The following is a 17492-nucleotide window of genomic DNA, read 5'->3' as shown; positions in this document are numbered from 1 at the left end:
CGCAGACCGGCCCTGGATTAAAACGGTGCCGGGTTTTGCCTCAGGATCGTTCCTTTGCCAGCCTGCGGGCCTGCCCGTTCACGTCAGCCACGCCCGGCGCGCGATTACGCAGTAAACAGCAAGAAAATAGCGAACTGCGGGTCCGGGCTGATCCACCGTCGGGCCATCGTCCAGCCCTTGCGTTCCACCAGGGTTGTAAAGGCCGCGGGGGTGAATTTATACGAGTTTTCCGTGTGCAGGGCTTCCCCCGCCGCGAAGTGGAAGACCCGGTCGAGAACGCGTACCTCCTGTTCGCGCCGGCTGACCAGCCACATTTCCATCCGGCTCGCCGCGGCGTTCCACACCGCACGATGCTCGAAGGCGTCAGGGTCGAAGTCGCCGCCCAGTTCGCGATTGATCCGCGCCAGCAGATTCCGGTTGAACGCCGCGGTGACGCCGCCGGCGTCGTCGTAGGCGGAAAGCAAAGTCGCTTCATCTTTCACCAGGTCGACGCCGACCAGGAACTGCGATCCGGCGCCGAGCAGCAGCCGCACGCGGCTCAGAAACGCAGCCGTGTCGCCGGGCGAGAAGTTGCCGATGGTCGAGCCGGGGAAGAAACCGATGCGGGGACGACCGTGAGCGTCCGGAGGCAAGGACAGCGCGGAGGTGAAGTCCTCCGCCAGCGGGCAAACCGCCAGGCCGGGATAGTCGTCGCGGATCGCCGCCGCGGCCCGCTCCAGCGCATCTACGCTGATGTCCACCGGCACGTAGGCAGCGAGCCGAGGCGCGGCGTCAAGCAGCACGCGGGTCTTCAGGCTCGCGCCGCTGCCGAACTCGACCAGCACCGCGTCATCGGCAATGCGGTCGGCTATTTCGGCAGCGGCCGCGCGCAGCAGCGCAAGCTCGGTTCGCGTTGGGTAGTACTCGGAAGTCTGGCAGATGGCTTCGAACAGACGCGAACCCGCATCGTCATAGAAATATTTCGGCAGGAGGTACTTGTCCGGTCGCGCAAGCCCTGCGAGCACGTCCTCGGCAAAAGCCGACGGCAGTCGCGCGTTCTCCCCGGCGGCGTCCCCGGCAAGCCGCACGCCGCTGAACATCCACCGCGCCTCTGGCGGGAAAAAATTGCGATAGGTCGCGCGCGTATGGCCGGGGGGCGTGATCGACGAGCCGCCGCGCAGGCTCATCTGCCCGACCATGAACTTGCCGTTGTACTCACCGACGGTTCCGGGCTGCGGATGGAAGCCCGGGTAGGCGTCGTAAGCGCTGCGGGTCCATTGCCAGGCTTCGGTATACAGATCGCGCAGGCCCGCGGCGGTCACCGCCGCATGCTCCCATTCCGCCTCGGTCGGCAGGCGTGCGCCCGCCCATTCGGCGTAGGCAACCGCTTCGTAGTAGCTGACGTGCAGGACCGGCGCGCCGGGATCGACAGGAGCTCGTCCTTGCAGGCCAAACTCAGACCAGCCATCGGATTCGCGACGCCAGTATAGCGGCGCCTGCCAGCCCTCGGCCTGTACCGTAGCCCAGCCACTGGCCAGCCAGAGCTCCGGCCGGCGGTATCCGCCATCGGCGATGAAAGCCATCCACTCTCCGTTCGTCACCAGGCGGTCGGCCAGCGCGTAGGGCTGCAGATAGATCTTATGACGCGGGGTCTCATTGTCGAAGGCAAAGCTGTTCCCGACGGCGCCAATCTCGACGATCCCTCCCTCGACCCGGCACCATTTCAGCGGGGCGGCGGGTGGATACGTTCGCGCTGGCCCCGGCCGATAGGCCGGAGTGAGCGGCGAACGTGAGAACAGGTGCAGCACATCCATCAGAATAAGCTCCTGGTGCTGCTCCTCGTGCGCCAGACCCAGCTCAATCAGCGGTACCAGGGCCGGGGAAATCGAGCGCAGCAGGCGCGCCATACCCGCATCGACGTAGGCCCGGTAGCCCAGCACATCGCGGACAGAAGGGCGGGTAATAAGGCCTCGTTCGGGGCGGGGCTGGCGCGGCCCCACGGCCTCGTAGTAGGAGTTGAACAGATAGCCGAAGGACGGGTCGAATGCGACGTAGTCCGCCAGGTGCGGCAACAGCAGAAAGGTCTCGAAGAACCAGCTGGTGTGGCCCAGGTGCCATTTGGTCGGGCTGGCATCGGGCATCGATTGTACCACCTGATCCTCGGGGCTCAACGGCGCGGCCAAAGCCTCGCTCCTGGCACGCACCCGGCGATATAGCTGATAAAAATGGTCCCCGTTGTCGACGGGGACGGGGGCATTGCAAAGTTGTCTCATTTGGGTCATTCCTGAACGTCCAAAGACAGGGAGTCATGTCGCCCTGGCTCAGGCGATGCCGCTGTCCAACGGGTAGAACCGATCAGTCGGCGAGCACGGCGCGCTGGCGGACATTCTTGACGGTCAGCCAGATCGCAGAGACGAGGAAGTAGAACGCGCCGAAGGCCGCATAGGGAGCAACCGTGGTCACGTCCAGCGCCATGCCGCTATGAGCCTGCTTGAACATGAAAGCGCCGGCGAGCGCGGACTGGGCGCCGCTGAGGATCATCGGCCATTGGCCGCTCGTCGTTTTCCAGCGCCGCACGCCCGTAGCCAGCTGCAGCAGGCCGGAGAAGATCGCCCAGGCGCCGAACACCGTAATCACCATAGGCATGCCGACGGTAAGCGCTCCGCAGACGGCGAGGGCGATGATGATGCTGACGATGAAGTTGAACTTTTGCGATGGATTCGCGCTCAGGCCGCCGCTTCTGCGCGCGTCCAGATAGTTAGCAAAGGCGTCCCAGGCCGGATACAGGATCAGCAGGGCCGCACCGACGGCGGGATTGTGCTTGCCGACGAAAGCGGCAAGAGCGATCCAGACAATCGACACCCCGGTGCGCAGGAAGTAGTAGGTCTGGAGCCATTGGTTCAGCGACCGATTAGCGGTGGCAGCGGTATTTGGCATGTCAGTTCTCCCGGTCGTCAGGCCATCAAAACCGTTAACGACCTATTAGTAGGTAGAATGTAAGGGTGGTTGTGTCCCTGCCATACGCGCGGGGACTGACTTGAGTACAGGGCAGCAAAGTGACGGCTGGATGAGACGGTTCGTCTAATGATGTTTCTGCTCAAGTGAACAGACATTAACCTACTAGTAGGTAGGTGGTCAATGTGTTATCTTGCATAACCGTGGGGGCTGGCGCGAGGGAGTGATAGCTATGGCAGGGTTTATGCGAACTTTAACAAGTATTCAGGTGATAAACACTCTGCTTTTAGGCGCAATCGTGGGCTTTAAGCCGGCCTGTTAAGCTTTTCCGGTCCTAGAAAAACCGATCCGCAGCCTGACCGCGGACCGTGTGAGAATATCCCTCCAGCCAGGAACGTTTCCTTGCTGATGACGCTGCGATTCTGAGACAACACATGCCATATAAACCACAGGATATAGGCCATCTGGCTGCCGGTTTGCCATCCATTGAGCGGCTTTTTATGGCGTCGGTGACTTTAGATATCAGCGTAGGTGGGACATCGAACGCGCTGACGATTGCGTGCGCGGCCATGCCGCTGGCGTACAGGCATTAATTTGGCCGGCCATTTGGCGTGATGTGGGGCAGGATCTTCTTAATCAGCCGGCGATTCAGATCTCTTTTTTCAGCAGCTGGAAAAACTCTGCGATTTTCTCATTATCACGCTTGTAGTATGTCCAGGGGCCGATGCGCCGGGATGTGACAAGCTGCGCTCGCTGCAGGGCGGCAAGATAAAGCGATACGGTAGACTGCGACAATCCCACCTTTTCCTGGATAATGCTTACGCACACGCCAACCTCATCTGCATCAGCATCTGGCTGATGAAAATGTTTTTTAGGTTCTTTAAGCCACTGGAGAATTTCTTTTCGCACTGGATTGCTTAGCGCTTTCAGAACCTCATTTAGTTTGATTTCAGACATTCTCGCTAAGCTCCTGTAGATAAGTTGTCATATCCCAATATTACAATACTTAGATATGATATGCATCATCTCTGCCTGGGCGGCAGAGATGATGTTTTACCAACTGATCATTTGTAAAGAGGATAGTCGGTATAACCTTTTGCTGAGCCGCCATACATAGTGGAAGGATCGACTTCATTGAGCGCCCAGCTATTTGCCAGCCGGGCTGGTAAATCAGGATTCGCGATGAAGGGGCGGCCAAACCCAAAAATGTCTCCCCAGCCGGCATTCAGGATCCGCTCAGCACGCTCTTTTGTATAACGACCGGCATACATTATGGTGCCGCTGAAAATGCTGCGCACCTGCTGGTAGAACGATTCCGGCAATTCAGGCGCGTTATCCCAGTCGGCCTCAGCGAGGGAAAGGTAGGCGATGCCGATTTCCTGAAGAATTTTAATCGCTTCAGTGTAGGTTTCGTGCGGATTGTCCTCCACAAGCCCGAGATATACGCGCTCTTCATTGGTGCTGGCAAACAGAGGAGCAAAACGCACTCCTACGCGATCTTTACCGACCACGTTTGCCACCGCTTCAACCACTTCACGCAGAAATCGCAGGCGATTCTGCAGCGAACCGCCGTACTCATCATCGCGTTTGTTGCTATGAATGGACATGAACTGGTTAACCAGATAGCCATTTGCGCAGTGGATTTCTACCCCATCAAAACCGGCGTTCAGCGCATTTTGCGCGGCGCGGGCATACATGCGGACAATCTCCTTTACCTCGGCGGTTTCGAGGGCGCGCGGCATCGACGCGACGGCCAGGGTGCCGGTTCCAGGCCCGGTTTCGATGAACACTTTAACGTTATTACCGGCGGGAATCGCGGAAGGTGCGACGGGGGCTGCACCTCCTGGCTGCAGGGACGTATGGGATATCCGCCCGACGTGCCACAGCTGGGCAAAAATAATCCCTCCTCTGGCGTGTACGGCGTCGGTAACTTTCCGCCAGCCCTCTACCTGCGCGGCGTTGTAGATCCCCGGAGTCCACGCATAGCCCTGTCCGCGAGGCTCAATCTGCGTCCCTTCAGTCACCATAAAGCCCGCTCCGCTTCGCTGGGCATAGTATTCAGCCATCAGCTCATTGGGGATATCGCCCGGCTGCGAGCTGCGTGAGCGGGTCAACGGCGGCAGGACGACGCGGTTTTTCAGCGTAAAATGGCCAATCCTGGCGCTGGTGAAAAGGCTATTCGATTTCATTAAATACCTCGATATATAGAAATTTAGATATTGGTGGTTAAAGTAAACTCAGAACAGATTGAAAGGCTGTTCAGCCAGACTGATGTAAATGTTTTTCTTCTGCGTATACGCATCAAGGATAGATTTATGGGTTTCACGACCTAAACCGGATCTCTTATAGCCGCCAAACGGGGCATGAGCCGGGATCTCATGGTATGTATTTACCCAGATACGACCGGTTTCTATCGCCCGGGATACGCGCAGTGCCCGGTTGATATCCTGCGTCCATACCCCACCGGCCAGTCCGTATTCGGAATCATTTGCCAGCCTGATAACTTCTGCTTCGTCGTCAAACGGGATGACGCACAATACCGGACCAAAGATTTCTTCGTATGCAACCCGCATGTCGTTGCGCACGTCCACCAGGATGGTGGGTTCGATGAAATATCCGTTGTCGTATTTTTCACCCTGGAGACGTTTACCGCCGGTCAGGATGGTGGCTCCTTCCTCTTTCGCGATCGCAATGTAGCCGAGGATGCGATTCATCTGGGTTTCGCTGATCTGGGCGCCCATCTGAGTCTGCTCGTCAAGAGGGTTACCAACGCGGACGTGGGTGAAATGCTTCATGAGTCGTGACAGGAAATCCTGGTACACCGAACGGTGCACAAACAGGCGGGCGCCTGATTCACATACCTGACCCTGATTCCAGAGAATGGCCAGCGCGGCCCCTTCAACGGCACGATCCATGTTGGCATCAGGGAAGACAATGTTGGCAGACTTGCCGCCCAGTTCCAGCGTGGCCGGAATGATTTTCTTCGCTGCTGCCGCGGCGACAATTTCGCCGACGCGGGTCGAACCGGTAAAGGCCAGCTTACGGACGTCCGGATGATCGAGCAGAGCCTGGCCGGCAGTCGCTCCCAGCCCGGTCACGATGTTGACCACCCCGGCAGGAAGAACCTGGGCAAAGATTTTTGCCAGTTCCATAATGGTGACGGGGGTCATTTCTGACGGTTTGATTACCACGGTATTGCCGGCGGCAATCGCCGGGGCAATTTTCCACGCGGCCATCAGCAAGGGGAAATTCCACGGAATAACCTGACCGACTACGCCCAGCGGTTCGCTGAGAACGATGCTAAGGGTATTTTCATCAAGCATCGTCGCTTCATCGGACTGGCTGCGGATAACGCCGGCAAAATAGCGAAAGTGGTCAATGGCGCCAGGGATATCAATCATCCTCGATTCCCGAATCGGTTTGCCAACGTCAAGGGCCTCCAGAATGGCAAAGCGTTCAGCCTGTTCTTCAAGCTGGTCTGCAATTTTAAGAAGGGCGAGGGATCTCTGTGCGACCGTTGTTTTTTTCCAGGATTCAAATGCCTGTGTCGCAGCCTGAACTGCACGGTCGATATCGCCGGCAGTCGCATCCGGGATGCGGGTAATGAACTCGCCGTTAGCAGGATTACGGCTTTCAATAGTTCGCCCGCTTTCTGAATTAACCCACTGATTATTGATGAATAAACCGTACTCCTGGTCTGGTTTGAACGGCGTTTCGGTGGTGTTCATCTATAGCTCCATATGACGTTGTTTTGCGATGTTGCAAACACACTATTCTACATATTTATATTTATCAATATGTATATGTAAAAAATTTAAGCGCAACGAGCGGGGATTTTTAAAAATCCATTAAAAACAAATGATTAATTTTTTTGCGTGAAGTGGTCTGAGCGCTGTGTATAAAAAAGGGTCTCAGCTGATTGGATCGGATCTTCGGAGAAGGGCGTTATACAGAAAAGCCCGGTTTTCGGTCAGGAAAAGCGGCATCATCGGGGGGCCTCCTAAGGAAGGGGAAGAGGAAAACGGAAGCCCCTCGAAATCGGAGGGGCGATTAGCCAATGATTTATTTCGTGGTGTAGCCACCGTTGACCAGAATCGTCTGTCCGGTCATCCACCAGCCGTCGCTAACTAAAAAACGGATCCAGGGAACGATGTCACTGATATCCGTCAGGCCAGTTTTACTGAAGGGGGACAGGGCTGCTGCTGTTTTATGATAGGCGACGGCATCGGCACCTTCGGCGGGGTAGAAGAAGGGCGTGTCCATGGGGCCTGGGCCGATGGCCGTGACGGAAATACCGCGTTCACCCAGCTCTTTAGACGCCGCTCGCGTGAAGTGTTCAACCGGCGCTTTCATACCGGCATATGCCGAATAGAATGGCGTGTAAGCCCCAAGAAGCGAGGTCACTAACGTACAGATTTTTCCGTTATCTTTAACGTGTTTACCCGCTTCTTTCAGGAAAAAGAAGGCAGTTTTAGCGTTAACGGCGCTCATTTCATCGAACTCCGCCTCGCTGATTTCAGCCATCGGTTTCTTGAGAACTTTACCTACGGTATTGATGGCAATATCGGGTTGCCCCACCGCTGCCGTGGCATCAGCAAAGAGTTTTTCCATCGCGGCGGCCGAAGTCAGATCGGCCTGCAGCGCAACGGCTTCGGCACCGACGGATTTGATCCAGGCAACGGTAGCTTCGGCCTCTTCACGCGTCGCATTACTGTTGTAGTGGATAGCGATGGCGCGGGCGCCCTGCTGGGCGAAGTCTCGGGCAATGAGTCCTCCGAGATTCTTTGCCCCGCCGGCGATGAGAACGGTTTTACCTTTGATAGCGTGATCTACCATGGTTTAGCTCCTGTTTCGGTTATTGTCCGGGCGAATCCCGTCAATAGCAGCTTAATACCTGCCGGTTATGTATAAAGGGGCTAATCCTGCATACACTATCCAGAATTAACGAATAGTGAGGCGAAAATGGATATGATCGATCTTTTCCGGATATTTATCAGAGTGGCGGAAAACGGCAGCTTTATTCGCACCGCTGAGACCTTGAACCGACCGGCTTCTACTATCTCTGCCGCTATTCGGGAGCTGGAGTCCCGCCTGGGAACTCGTCTTTTACACCGCACCACGCGCAGCGTCTCCCTGACCTCTGACGGGAGCGCGCTGTATGCGCGCTGCCTGGTTGTGGTACAGGACGTAGAGGAGACGGAAAACCTTTTCCGGCAGTCCAGCGGGCAGGTGAGGGGGAAAATTAAGGTTGATGTTCCGGGCCGGGTTGGAAGCCGCATCGTTATTCCTGCGCTACCGGAATTTTTTGCCCGCCACCCGTCGATTCAGGTGGATCTCGGCATAACCGATCGCAGCGTGAATCTCCCGGAGGAGGGAGTGGATTGCGCCGTTCGCGTCGGCGTGCTGAACGATTCAGGAATGGTGGCGCGTCGGGTGGGCGAGCTGAAGTTTATTAACGTGGCTTCTCAAGGCTACATCTCTTCCTTTGGCTCGCCGGCATCGCCGGAACAGCTCGATAGTCACGTGGCCGTAGGATACGTCTCGCCGACCACCGGGCGCAGGGAGCGCTGGGAGTGGGCGCGGGACGGGGAGATATTCGGCGCCGACGTCAACAGCCACCTGACCGTAAACAGCGCTGAGGCCTATATTGCGGCCTGCGTAGCAGGAATGGGCATGATTCAGATCCCTGAGTATGATGTGAGCGAATGGCTGTCCGCGGGGATACTATGCGAAGTGATGCCGTCCTGCTTACCGCAACCGCTGCCGGTAAGTATTTTGTATCCCAGCCGACGGCATCTTTCGCGGCCGCTTCAGCTATTTATTGCCTGGCTTGAGCCGCTGTTGCGGGAAAAAATGCGCCTCAGCGCCGGAGCGTAATCGATGCGCCGGGCGCCTGCTCGCGCGGTGGCGGCAGGATATCGGCGGCGAACAGCGCCACCGCGGAAGGTACCGTCATCGGCCCCTTTCCTGCTGCCGATGCTGCCTGCTGATGGCATATAAAATATGCCAAAATGGTATTTGAATGGCGTTTCTTATTCCAATAAGTTTAGCTGATTGTTTAGCCTCACGCTGCCGTGTCTACGGCAGTTAGCAATCGGAATTCGCTTCTATGAACCGCGTGAAAAAGCCGTTGGTGCTTTCGCTGTTGCAGTACCCAAGCGGCCATCATGTCGCCGCGTGGCGCCATCCGGAGACGGACCCAAAGGCCAATATCTCCGTCGATCGCTATATTGCCAGCGCGCGCGCCGCCGAGGAGGCAGGGTTTGATATCACCTTTATTGCGGACCGCCTCGGCATTCCCGAAGGCCCTCTCGAGGCTACGCGGCGCGTGGATGAATGGTCGCATGGCTTTGAGGCGCTGACCCTGGCCGCGGCGATTGCGGCCACCACTCAGCGCATCGGCATTGTGGTCACCGCCAGCACCACCTTCAATGAACCTTACACCCTGGCGCGCCAGCTGGCTTCGCTCGATCTTATCAGCGGCGGACGTCTGGGCTGGAATATCGTGACGTCGGGCCTGTCGAGTGAAGCCACAAATTTTAACCCGACGGAGTTTCGTCACGATAAACGCTACGAGCGCGCAGAGGAGTTTATTGCGGCGGTGCGGGCGCTGTGGGGCTCCTGGGATGTCACAAAATTTCCGCGCGATAAGCAAAGCGGCGTTTTTTTTGAAGCCGATGCGCTGCGTGAGCCTGGCTTTCAGGGCCGCTGGTTCCGCGCTCTGGGCGGGCTGAATGTCTTTCCCTCGGCGCAGGGGCAGCCTGTGCTGCTGCAGGCAGGGGCTTCGCCCGCGGGACGGGATCTCGCCGCCCGCCATGCCGAAGCGATCTTCGTCGCGGCGCCCACGCTGGAAGAGGCGGTTGCCTATCGTCAGGATCTGCACACCCGTCGTAAAGCGGCAGGCCGCAGCAGCGACGACCTTTATATTCTGCCCGGCATTTTTCCGGTGATTGGCAAAACCGCAGCCGAGGCCCAGGCGAAGTTTGACCAGCTACAGGGGCTGATCGCCGAAGACGTCGCGCTGGCGCTGCTGGGGAGCTATCTCGGAGATATTGATTTAACGGATGTCGATCCCAATGGCCCTCTGCCACCGCTTCCCGCGTCCAATTCCATTGCCAGCCGCCAGCAGCTGCTGCGGGAGCTGGCAGAGCGCGAAAACCTCACCGTGCTGCAGCTGGCGCGGCGCATTGCCGGCGCGCGCGGCCACCTGCAGATCGTCGGCACCCCGGAGCAGGTGGCGGCGGAGATGATCCGCTGGTACGAAGCGGGCGGGGCGGACGGCTTTATGCTGCTGCCTCCAACCTTCCCGGAAGGGCTGGATCTCTTTATTTCCGATGTTGTTCCCCTGCTTCGCGAGCGCGGTCTGCTGACGCCGCTGGAATTTAGCGGCACGCTGCGCGAGAGGCTCTGTCTGCCCGTCCCGCAACCTCATCTCACACACAATATTGACCCGGAAGGATGATAACCAGATGAAATTTTTAGCTAAAAAAATGATTGTCGCCCTTCTGCTGGCGACACCCGCAGCCCACGCCGTAAGTATCGTGGATGCCGGCTATGCCACCGCTCAGGGCACGGCGTATGTCGTCAAACTGCTGCTCGCAGATCAAACGGGGGCGGAGACCAAAATTGTGCCCGTCTCTTCCGTGCCGGTTATCTGGGAAGGGCTGAACCGCAACAACGGCGAGATCGATATCTGGACAGACGTCTGGCTACCCAATCAGGATGCGCTGGTGGCGAAATACGCCGGGGCCGGCAAGAACGTCACCCTGGCGAAAAACGCCTATGCCGGAACGCAGGGTTACTGCACCCTGACGGCGACCGCCGAGGCGCACAACATTCATTCCGTCTATGACCTGACCGACCCTGACAAAGCAAAAGTTTTTGCGCCGAAAGGTTCGGAACGCGGTCAGATCTGGCTGGGCGCTGCGGGCTGGCTGTCCACTAATTATGAAGAGATCCGCGCGCGGACCTATGGCTTCGCGCCGTTCTTCGACCTGACCCGCTCCGATGAAGCGGTGGCGACGGCGGCGCTGGATAACGCCGCGAAAACGGGCGGCGCCTGGATTGGCTACTGCTACGCGCCGCATCAGAACTACGTCCGCTACAAGCTCACGAATCTGCAGGAGCCTGAACATAATCCGGCGACCTGGCAGGTTGCGGATCAGTCGGACCCGGACTGGTTAAAGAAATCGCGGATCAGCACCGGTTATGGCGATGCGGCGATCCACATCGCCTACAGCAATCACTTTGCCCAAACGAACCCTGACGGAGTGAAAATCGTTGAAGCTATCCGCTTCAACACCCAGGATGTCAGCGCCCTGGCGTATGCGATTGCCGTTGAAGGGAAGACGCCGGAACAGGCGGCACGCGGCTGGCTGGATGCGAATAAGGCGCGCGTTGCTGACTGGCTGAGTGCGAAATGATCCAGCTGGAAAATGTCTGGAAGGTATTCGGTTGCGATCCGCAGCATGCCATCGCTACGCTGCGGCGCGACCCCGACGCCCGCCTGCCCGCAGGCGGCCTTGCCGCAGTGCGCGGTATCGATATGAGCGTCGAGCGCGGCGAGTTGTTATGTATTTTAGGTCTCTCCGGGTGCGGCAAATCCACGCTGCTGCGCATGGTTAACCACCTGATCGCACCCAGCATCGGCTGCGTGCGAATCGCCGGGGAGCCGATTGCCGATCTCTCGCCTGCCAGGCTGCGTGAGCTACGCGCTCGCCGCATCGGCATGGTGTTCCAAAGTCATGCTCTCATTGAACATATGAGCATTCAGGAAAACGTGGCATTACCTTTGGAAATCCTCGGGGTCGCCCGCGCCCGGCGCGAAGCGCGAGCGGAAGAGCTTCTGGAACGATTAGGACTCGCCGGGATGGGGCGGCGCGGGATCGACACGCTATCCGGCGGGATGAAGCAGCGGGTTGGGCTGGCGCGCGCGCTGGCCTCAGATCCGGACGTTTTGTTGATGGATGAGCCCTTCAGCGCTCTGGACCCGTTAATCCGCGATGACCTGCAGGCCGAGTTTCGCAGCCTGTCGCGCGATCTTAATAAAACCACGCTGTTTATTACCCATGATGTCGCCGAGGCGCTGCGCATCGCGGATCGTATAGCCGTTATGCGGCAGGGCAGATTTGAGCAGTTGGCCACGCCGGCGGAGCTATTGGCCAGTCCGGCCAATGAGTATGTCGCCAGATTTATCCGCATTGGCATGGCGAAAGCAGAGGAAATCACATGATGCACCAGCCGGATGTCGTGACGCCGTTTTACCAGCGCGCGTTTAGCCAACTGCAGGATGGATCGCGCAGGCTGCCGCCTTTTCATGCCAAAGCGGCGTTGTTCGGCAGCTTCTGGCTTGGCGCACATCGGTTTCGGGGGCTGTTCTGGCTATTTTTAAGCGCGGAACTTATTGGGGCGGCGCTGATCGTGCTTGCCCTGAGCCACGGCCTGTCGCGCGACCAGCAAGAGCGCGTGACCACTCTGGTCGAACTCGCGAGCCAGCGTGCGCAGGAGGCCGCCGTGGCCCACAAACAGGACCCGCAGAGTGCGATGACGCAATCCCTGGAACGATCCGCCGCGTCGCTGAGCAAAGCCGCCAGCGATGCGCGGACGGCGCTTGAGGCCGAGCGGGGAGGGCGCGGTCTTATCCTCGGCGGGCTGGCCGCGCTGCTGGGGACGCGCGTCATTTTGGGATTCACGGCCGTGCCGTTGATGGCCGGGCGTTTGCGCAGAGCGCGCCTGACGGAGGATTTTAGCGGTATGGCCTGTTCGACCGGCTCCGCCATCTTCGCGGCGCTGATTTGGTTGGCTATTGTGCCGATGGCGCTCTTAAACTATGCCGGAATGATCCCCGCTCAGATTTTCAACCCCGCCGGGTTACCCGATCTGGCGTCGAACGCATCGCGGTGGATTGATGAGGGGATGGGCGCGTTGGCCGCGGCCCTTGCTCCCGCTGCGCAGCATATATCCCGGGTGATTGATGCGCTGCTGAGTGGCCTGGAATATGCTCTGATTGCCACGCCGTGGCCCGTGGTGTTTATCGTACTCCTCGCCTTTGCTGCGCAACGCGGCGGCTGGCGTTTGGCATTTGGCGTCGGGGTGGGGCTGGCCTATATCCTCGCCTTTGGTTACTGGATCAAAGCGATGCAGACGGTAGCGTTGCTGGGCACGGCGTCGTTTATCGCCATCGCGATCGGCATCCCGCTCGGCATCTGGAGCGGTTATAACCGGCGCGTGGCGTCCGTTATCAGGCCGGTCCTTGATTTTATGCAAACCACGCCCGCTTTCGTATACCTGATCCCGATCATTGCTCTGTTTGGTATCGGTAAGACGGCTGGGATTATTGCCACCATCATCTTCGGCATCGCCCCGGTGATTCGCCAGACGGCCTTTGGTATTGCCAACGTTCCGGCCGCCGTGCGGGAGGCGGCTCTGGCTTTTGGCGCCGGGAGGGGGTTTATGCTATTTAAAGTCGATTTGCCGATTGCCCGCCCGGCGATTCTGGCGGGCGTCAGCCAGACGGTGCTGATGAGCCTGTCGATGGTGGTGATTGCCGCGCTAATCGGCGCAAAAGGTTTAGGCGAGGATGTCCTTTCCGCGCTGCAGTACGCCGCCCAGGGGAAAGGCATTCTGGCAGGGCTGGCGATCCTGATCTGCGCGATCGTTATTGACCGGATGGTGCAGTTCCGGCGGCGATCCTGAGCCAGCGCCGCGGGCGCGTTTACGCATAGCGGACCCGTTAATCATCGGTTAAATAGTTCTGCCGCATCTTATCAAAGGCCTGTTGTGAAAAACCCAGCTCGCTGTGGATATAGTTAGCGACGCTACCGGAAAGGGCTTTGATGGTGTTAAGCACTTCAATAATAAATGATTCACGGGTATCGATTAACGTATGAAGATAGGCAAGGACATCCTCATCGTCGGTTATTTTGCGGTAGGCGTCCATTTTTATAGCGTTACGCTCCATGCGATTAGCCTGCGTGACCATATAATCGGCGATGATATCCTCTTCGGATACGCCGAGCATCGATAGCGCCAGAAGAACGCCATAACCAGTGCGGTCTTTTCCCCCACGACAGTGCTGGATATTAGGCGCGTTATGGGGATCGAGCAGCACATCGATCATGCGCTTAAATGCGCGCTTAGATTTTTCGCTGGTCACAAAGTGGCGATATTGCTCTAAAACCTGTGCGCCTCGGCCATTAATTAATTCCGCGGGGATGTCGCGCATCACGCTTTCGATTAACGCGCGATCTTCATTGCTGGGTTCTGCAGAAAACTGTGCCGCCAGCTCCGCCGTTTGTGCCGTTGCGTTTAAATGGTAGGTTCTCTCTTCGCCGACGCGGTCGTTCGGGCTTTTGGCGATTTCATTGTCGCTTCGGTAATCGATGATGGATCGAATATTAAGGCGTTGGATGTAGGATAACGCCTGCCGATCGAGTTTGTACAAATGGTTGGAGCGAAATAGCACACCCCATTTTACGGTTTTCCCCCCGGCTGCGGGATACCCCCCAAAATCGCGGAAGTTATTTAATCCAGAAACCGGCAGCGTTCGCTCGGCGAAAAGGATCGACCGGCCGCTGTGCTCCAGAATAAAATAGATACGCTGTTCGGCCCGTAAAGGGTCCTCCAGTTCATACGGGCTGGCGGCATGTTGGGTAATAAGGTAGCGCTCTTTTGTTTTGACATCATTATCTTTGGTCCAGTACAGCGCTGCGTTTTCCGCGGGAGCGGTAAAAGAAAGCGTGAGATAATTTTTATTATTTCTAGATACTGACGGGATCTGACATAAACGCATTTTTTATCCTTAAGCTAAAATACCGAAGGTCGAACAAACAACGCCGAGCACTATCATCGAGATAATGAGCGTTACGGTATATTTTCCGCGCAGCCTTTTGACGAGGAAAAACACGCCTAAAGAAAAAAGCAGGGTTAATAAATTAGGCGTAACTTTATCAAACATCTCCTGCACTTTGATGGACTGTTGACCCACCGCAATGACCAGCGGCGTTGATATTTTGACCGTCGTGGCGATTAAAGAACCGAGCACCATAACCCCAACAACGTTGGCGATGTTGGTGATGCGTTGAATAATGTTGGAATTTTTCGACTGCTCGATTAAATCTACGCCCTTGTTATAGCCATAGTGGATAAAGAAGTATTTGGTACCAATGTTGACGATATTAAATAACAGAAACATCAGCACCGGGCCAATGAGATTACCCTGTAGCGCAAAGGCCGCGCCAATACTTCCGCAGATGGGTAGCCAGGTAAACTTTAACAGGCTGTCGCCCAGGCCGGCCAGCGGCCCCATTAATCCGGCTTTTACGGAAACAACGGCGTCCTTTTCTTCTTCGCTCGTTTTTTCTTCCAGCGCGGCGGTGATGCCTAAAATAAGAGCGCCGGTGTTTATTTGCGAGTTAAAAAACTCGAAATGGCGCTGCATTGCCTTAATTCGTGTCTCTTTATCGGCTTGCGCGTAGAGTTTATCAAGAACGGGGATCATGCAGTGCGCAAAGCCGATAGTCTGCAGCTTTTCATAGTTATATGAAAAGGACATTGTTTGCAGATTCCAAAAAATACGATTCAGATCTTTTTTATTCAGCTTGCGCGGATGGGAAGCGTGTTCTTCACTGACGTCTGTACGGATATTTTCGGTATTCATAAGTCGTACTCTTCTTCAGATGTCGCGGCGGAGTTTTTTTCGTCCGGCGTCGTATTGTTAGCGTTGTTAATTCCGTTGGTGTAGGCCATGTCATACAAAACGGCAAACGCCAGGGCAATAAAGGTGATAGGAATAATTGGCAGCTTCAAATACGTTGTCAGGATGAAACCGAGCAAGAAGAAAAACCACATTCTGCCTTTTAATAACATCAATAGCAGGATACATACGCCGACGGCCGGGATCATTTTTGATGCGACGCCCATACCGGTTAAGACGTTTTCAGGGATCGCCGCTAAAATTTTACTTACCAGATCGCCGCCGAAGTAGATCGCCAGAAAGCAGGGGATGGCGCGAATTAAAAACCACAGCGGAGTGGAGAAGTAATGAACTTTAACCAGCCCTCGGTAGTTGCCATCATGGATAGATTTTTCTGCCCAGAGGTTAAGAAAGCTGGCGAAAGAGCGCCATACGATAAGCAGCTGCTGGCATAAAATAGAGACCGGAACCGCAAGCGCAATCCCTGCGGCAATCCCCCCTTTGGAGGCAATCCCCAAAGCGACGCCGATGATAGAGCCGGCAATAATGTCGGGGGCGGAGTAGGCGCCAACGTTGCCGATGCCCATCCACATCAGCTCCAGCGTGGCGCCGATCGCCAGTCCCTGAACCGTATCGCCCATGATAATACCGGCAACGGTGCCGGTTAGCAGAGGCCGGCGGAGCATCTGCGGGCCCACGTCATCCATTGAGCAAATGCCTGCCCAGATAGCGACTAAAAGCGCTTCAATTAACATTTGATATTCCTCATTTATTATAAAATAAATGTTCCAGGTACTTATTTAAGTAACGTGTGAAGCTCAATGACGGGGTCTTTAGGCACCATTTGTACTTCTACGGCAATATCTTTGGCGATAAGGGATTTAAACGCCGCTTCTTCTTCCGGCGTAACGGCAACCGCGCGGGTCAGGCTTTTGCGCCCCTCCTGCATGCGCATGCCGCCGACGTTGAGGGTGGTAATGTTTAAACCGTTTGCCACCAGAATATTGACGTCGACGCTATTGGTGAATAACAGCATCGTGCGTTTCTTTATTTCCGTTTTTTTCAGAACATCTATGAATTTTTGTACCCCAAAAACGAGGACCTTCAGCTCAGGCGGCGCGGACATGGTCAGCACGGACTGCTGAACTTTATCGCCTGCGACCTTATCGTTAATAATCAGCACCTGCTCGATATCATGATTTTTTACCCAGGTCGTAATTACCTGGCCGTGGATAAGGCGGTCGTCTATTCTTGCAACATTAACTGGCATGATATTCCCCTTAGAGATCGGCGGCTTGCTGCTGTTCTTCATTTAAAATATCCCCGACGTTGAAACAGCTTTGCGGAAATACTTCAGCAATAAGTTTGCTAACCGCAGGCAGCGGCAGGTCGCGGTTGTTAAAGACTTCAAGCAGCGTTGGAATGTTAAATCCGCAGAATAAAACAACGTCATCATAGGTTAATACCAGCTCGCTGGCTAAATTACAGGGCGAACCGCCCAGCATATCAACCAGAATGAGAACGCCATTTTCTTTATTCAGCGCACGATAGGCCTCGGCCAGCCGCGCGCGCACCTCGTTGATATTGCTCTCTTCCTCAATGGAAATAACCAAAACATGACTTTGCTTACCAATGAGCATCTCCGCGCAGGTGAGGGCTCCCTGGGCAAAGGGGCCGTGGCTGATCAAGATGACGGGAAGTTCGGCTGACATAGCTTTCCTTTTTTGTAATATTGTTACTATGATTAGTTTTAATTATAGTAATACTATTACTTTTTGCTTAAGGAAATACCGTGAAACACTATTTTGACCGATATGTGATAACGATCGCTCTTTGGCAATGAGCCAGCTTGAGCTTTCAGAGG

Annotated in this window: 16 protein-coding genes; 5 read left to right on the top strand and 11 right to left on the bottom strand. The window is 56.2% G+C overall.

Annotated elements, in window-relative coordinates; all coding sequences use genetic code 11:
• Window positions 1-104 precede the first annotated feature (104 nt).
• The 6 genes from egtB to QFI97_RS21520 form a co-directional block, all read right to left on the bottom strand.
• The gene (gene egtB, locus QFI97_RS21545; RefSeq protein WP_346431954.1) at window positions 105-2252 is read right to left on the bottom strand and encodes an ergothioneine biosynthesis protein EgtB; all 2148 of its coding nucleotides are present in this window, start codon (window positions 2250-2252) and stop codon (window positions 105-107) included.
• 82 nt (window positions 2253-2334) lie between these two features.
• A complete protein-coding gene (locus tag QFI97_RS21540; RefSeq protein WP_331850653.1) occupies window positions 2335-2916 on the bottom strand; it encodes a DUF308 domain-containing protein in 582 nt (193 codons plus the stop codon).
• A 666-nt stretch (window positions 2917-3582) separates the two neighbouring features.
• Window positions 3583-3891: an ArsR/SmtB family transcription factor gene (locus tag QFI97_RS21535; RefSeq protein WP_095094637.1), complete on the bottom strand. Its 309-nt coding sequence runs from the start codon at window positions 3889-3891 to the stop codon at window positions 3583-3585.
• A 107-nt stretch (window positions 3892-3998) separates the two neighbouring features.
• Window positions 3999-5123: an alkene reductase gene (locus QFI97_RS21530; RefSeq protein WP_346431953.1), complete on the bottom strand. Its 1125-nt coding sequence runs from the start codon at window positions 5121-5123 to the stop codon at window positions 3999-4001.
• A gap of 48 nt (window positions 5124-5171) precedes the next feature.
• Window positions 5172-6662, bottom strand: a complete 1491-nt coding sequence (locus QFI97_RS21525) for an aldehyde dehydrogenase family protein (protein WP_346431952.1) — start codon at window positions 6660-6662, stop codon at window positions 5172-5174.
• A gap of 334 nt (window positions 6663-6996) precedes the next feature.
• Window positions 6997-7770: an SDR family oxidoreductase gene (locus QFI97_RS21520; RefSeq protein ID WP_095094643.1), complete on the bottom strand. Its 774-nt coding sequence runs from the start codon at window positions 7768-7770 to the stop codon at window positions 6997-6999.
• A gap of 132 nt (window positions 7771-7902) precedes the next feature.
• On the opposite strand from QFI97_RS21520, the gene QFI97_RS21515 reads away from it, so the two are divergent.
• From QFI97_RS21515 to QFI97_RS21495, 5 genes are all read left to right on the top strand, one after another.
• A complete protein-coding gene (locus QFI97_RS21515) occupies window positions 7903-8811 on the top strand; it encodes a LysR family transcriptional regulator (RefSeq protein ID WP_346431951.1) in 909 nt (302 codons plus the stop codon).
• 232 nt (window positions 8812-9043) lie between these two features.
• Complete coding sequence (locus QFI97_RS21510) at window positions 9044-10396, top strand: LLM class flavin-dependent oxidoreductase (protein ID WP_346431950.1); 1353 nt, start codon at window positions 9044-9046, stop codon at window positions 10394-10396.
• A gap of 7 nt (window positions 10397-10403) precedes the next feature.
• On the top strand, window positions 10404-11357 hold the full coding sequence (locus tag QFI97_RS21505) for a glycine betaine ABC transporter substrate-binding protein (RefSeq protein WP_346431949.1): 954 nt from the start codon (window positions 10404-10406) through the stop codon (window positions 11355-11357).
• Window positions 11354-12166, top strand: coding sequence for an ATP-binding cassette domain-containing protein (locus tag QFI97_RS21500; RefSeq protein ID WP_346431948.1), 813 nt, complete (start codon window positions 11354-11356; stop codon window positions 12164-12166). Before QFI97_RS21505 ends, QFI97_RS21500 begins: the two co-directional genes overlap by 4 nt.
• Entirely contained in the window at window positions 12163-13629 is a 1467-nt protein-coding gene (locus QFI97_RS21495) for an ABC transporter permease (protein ID WP_346431947.1), read from the top strand. Before QFI97_RS21500 ends, QFI97_RS21495 begins: the two co-directional genes overlap by 4 nt.
• Before the next feature lie 37 nt (window positions 13630-13666).
• Here the strand turns inward: QFI97_RS21495 and QFI97_RS21490 are convergent, their stop codons facing one another.
• The 5 genes from QFI97_RS21490 to QFI97_RS21470 are packed head-to-tail and all read right to left on the bottom strand — an operon-like array spanning window position 13667 to window position 17340.
• Window positions 13667-14725: a tyrosine-protein phosphatase gene (locus tag QFI97_RS21490; protein ID WP_095094655.1), complete on the bottom strand. Its 1059-nt coding sequence runs from the start codon at window positions 14723-14725 to the stop codon at window positions 13667-13669.
• 9 nt (window positions 14726-14734) lie between these two features.
• Window positions 14735-15592 (bottom strand): PTS system mannose/fructose/sorbose family transporter subunit IID, encoded by an 858-nt coding sequence (locus QFI97_RS21485; protein WP_095094657.1) that lies wholly within the window; start codon window positions 15590-15592, stop codon window positions 14735-14737.
• The gene (locus QFI97_RS21480) at window positions 15589-16383 is read right to left on the bottom strand and encodes a PTS mannose/fructose/sorbose/N-acetylgalactosamine transporter subunit IIC (protein ID WP_346431946.1); all 795 of its coding nucleotides are present in this window, start codon (window positions 16381-16383) and stop codon (window positions 15589-15591) included. The genes QFI97_RS21485 and QFI97_RS21480 overlap by 4 nt, the downstream gene beginning before the upstream one ends.
• Before the next feature lie 41 nt (window positions 16384-16424).
• On the bottom strand, window positions 16425-16898 hold the full coding sequence (locus QFI97_RS21475) for a PTS sugar transporter subunit IIB (RefSeq protein WP_095094660.1): 474 nt from the start codon (window positions 16896-16898) through the stop codon (window positions 16425-16427).
• 10 nt (window positions 16899-16908) lie between these two features.
• Complete coding sequence (locus QFI97_RS21470; RefSeq protein WP_095094662.1) at window positions 16909-17340, bottom strand: PTS sugar transporter subunit IIA; 432 nt, start codon at window positions 17338-17340, stop codon at window positions 16909-16911.
• Between the last annotated feature and the right edge of the window lie 152 nt (window positions 17341-17492).

Origin of the sequence: Klebsiella scottii, from assembly GCF_036561945.1 — a bacterium.
Classification (GTDB): Bacteria; Pseudomonadota; Gammaproteobacteria; order Enterobacterales; family Enterobacteriaceae; genus Klebsiella; species Klebsiella scottii.
Note: the sequence above shows the minus strand (reverse complement) of the source record. Positions and strands in the feature narration are given on the sequence as shown.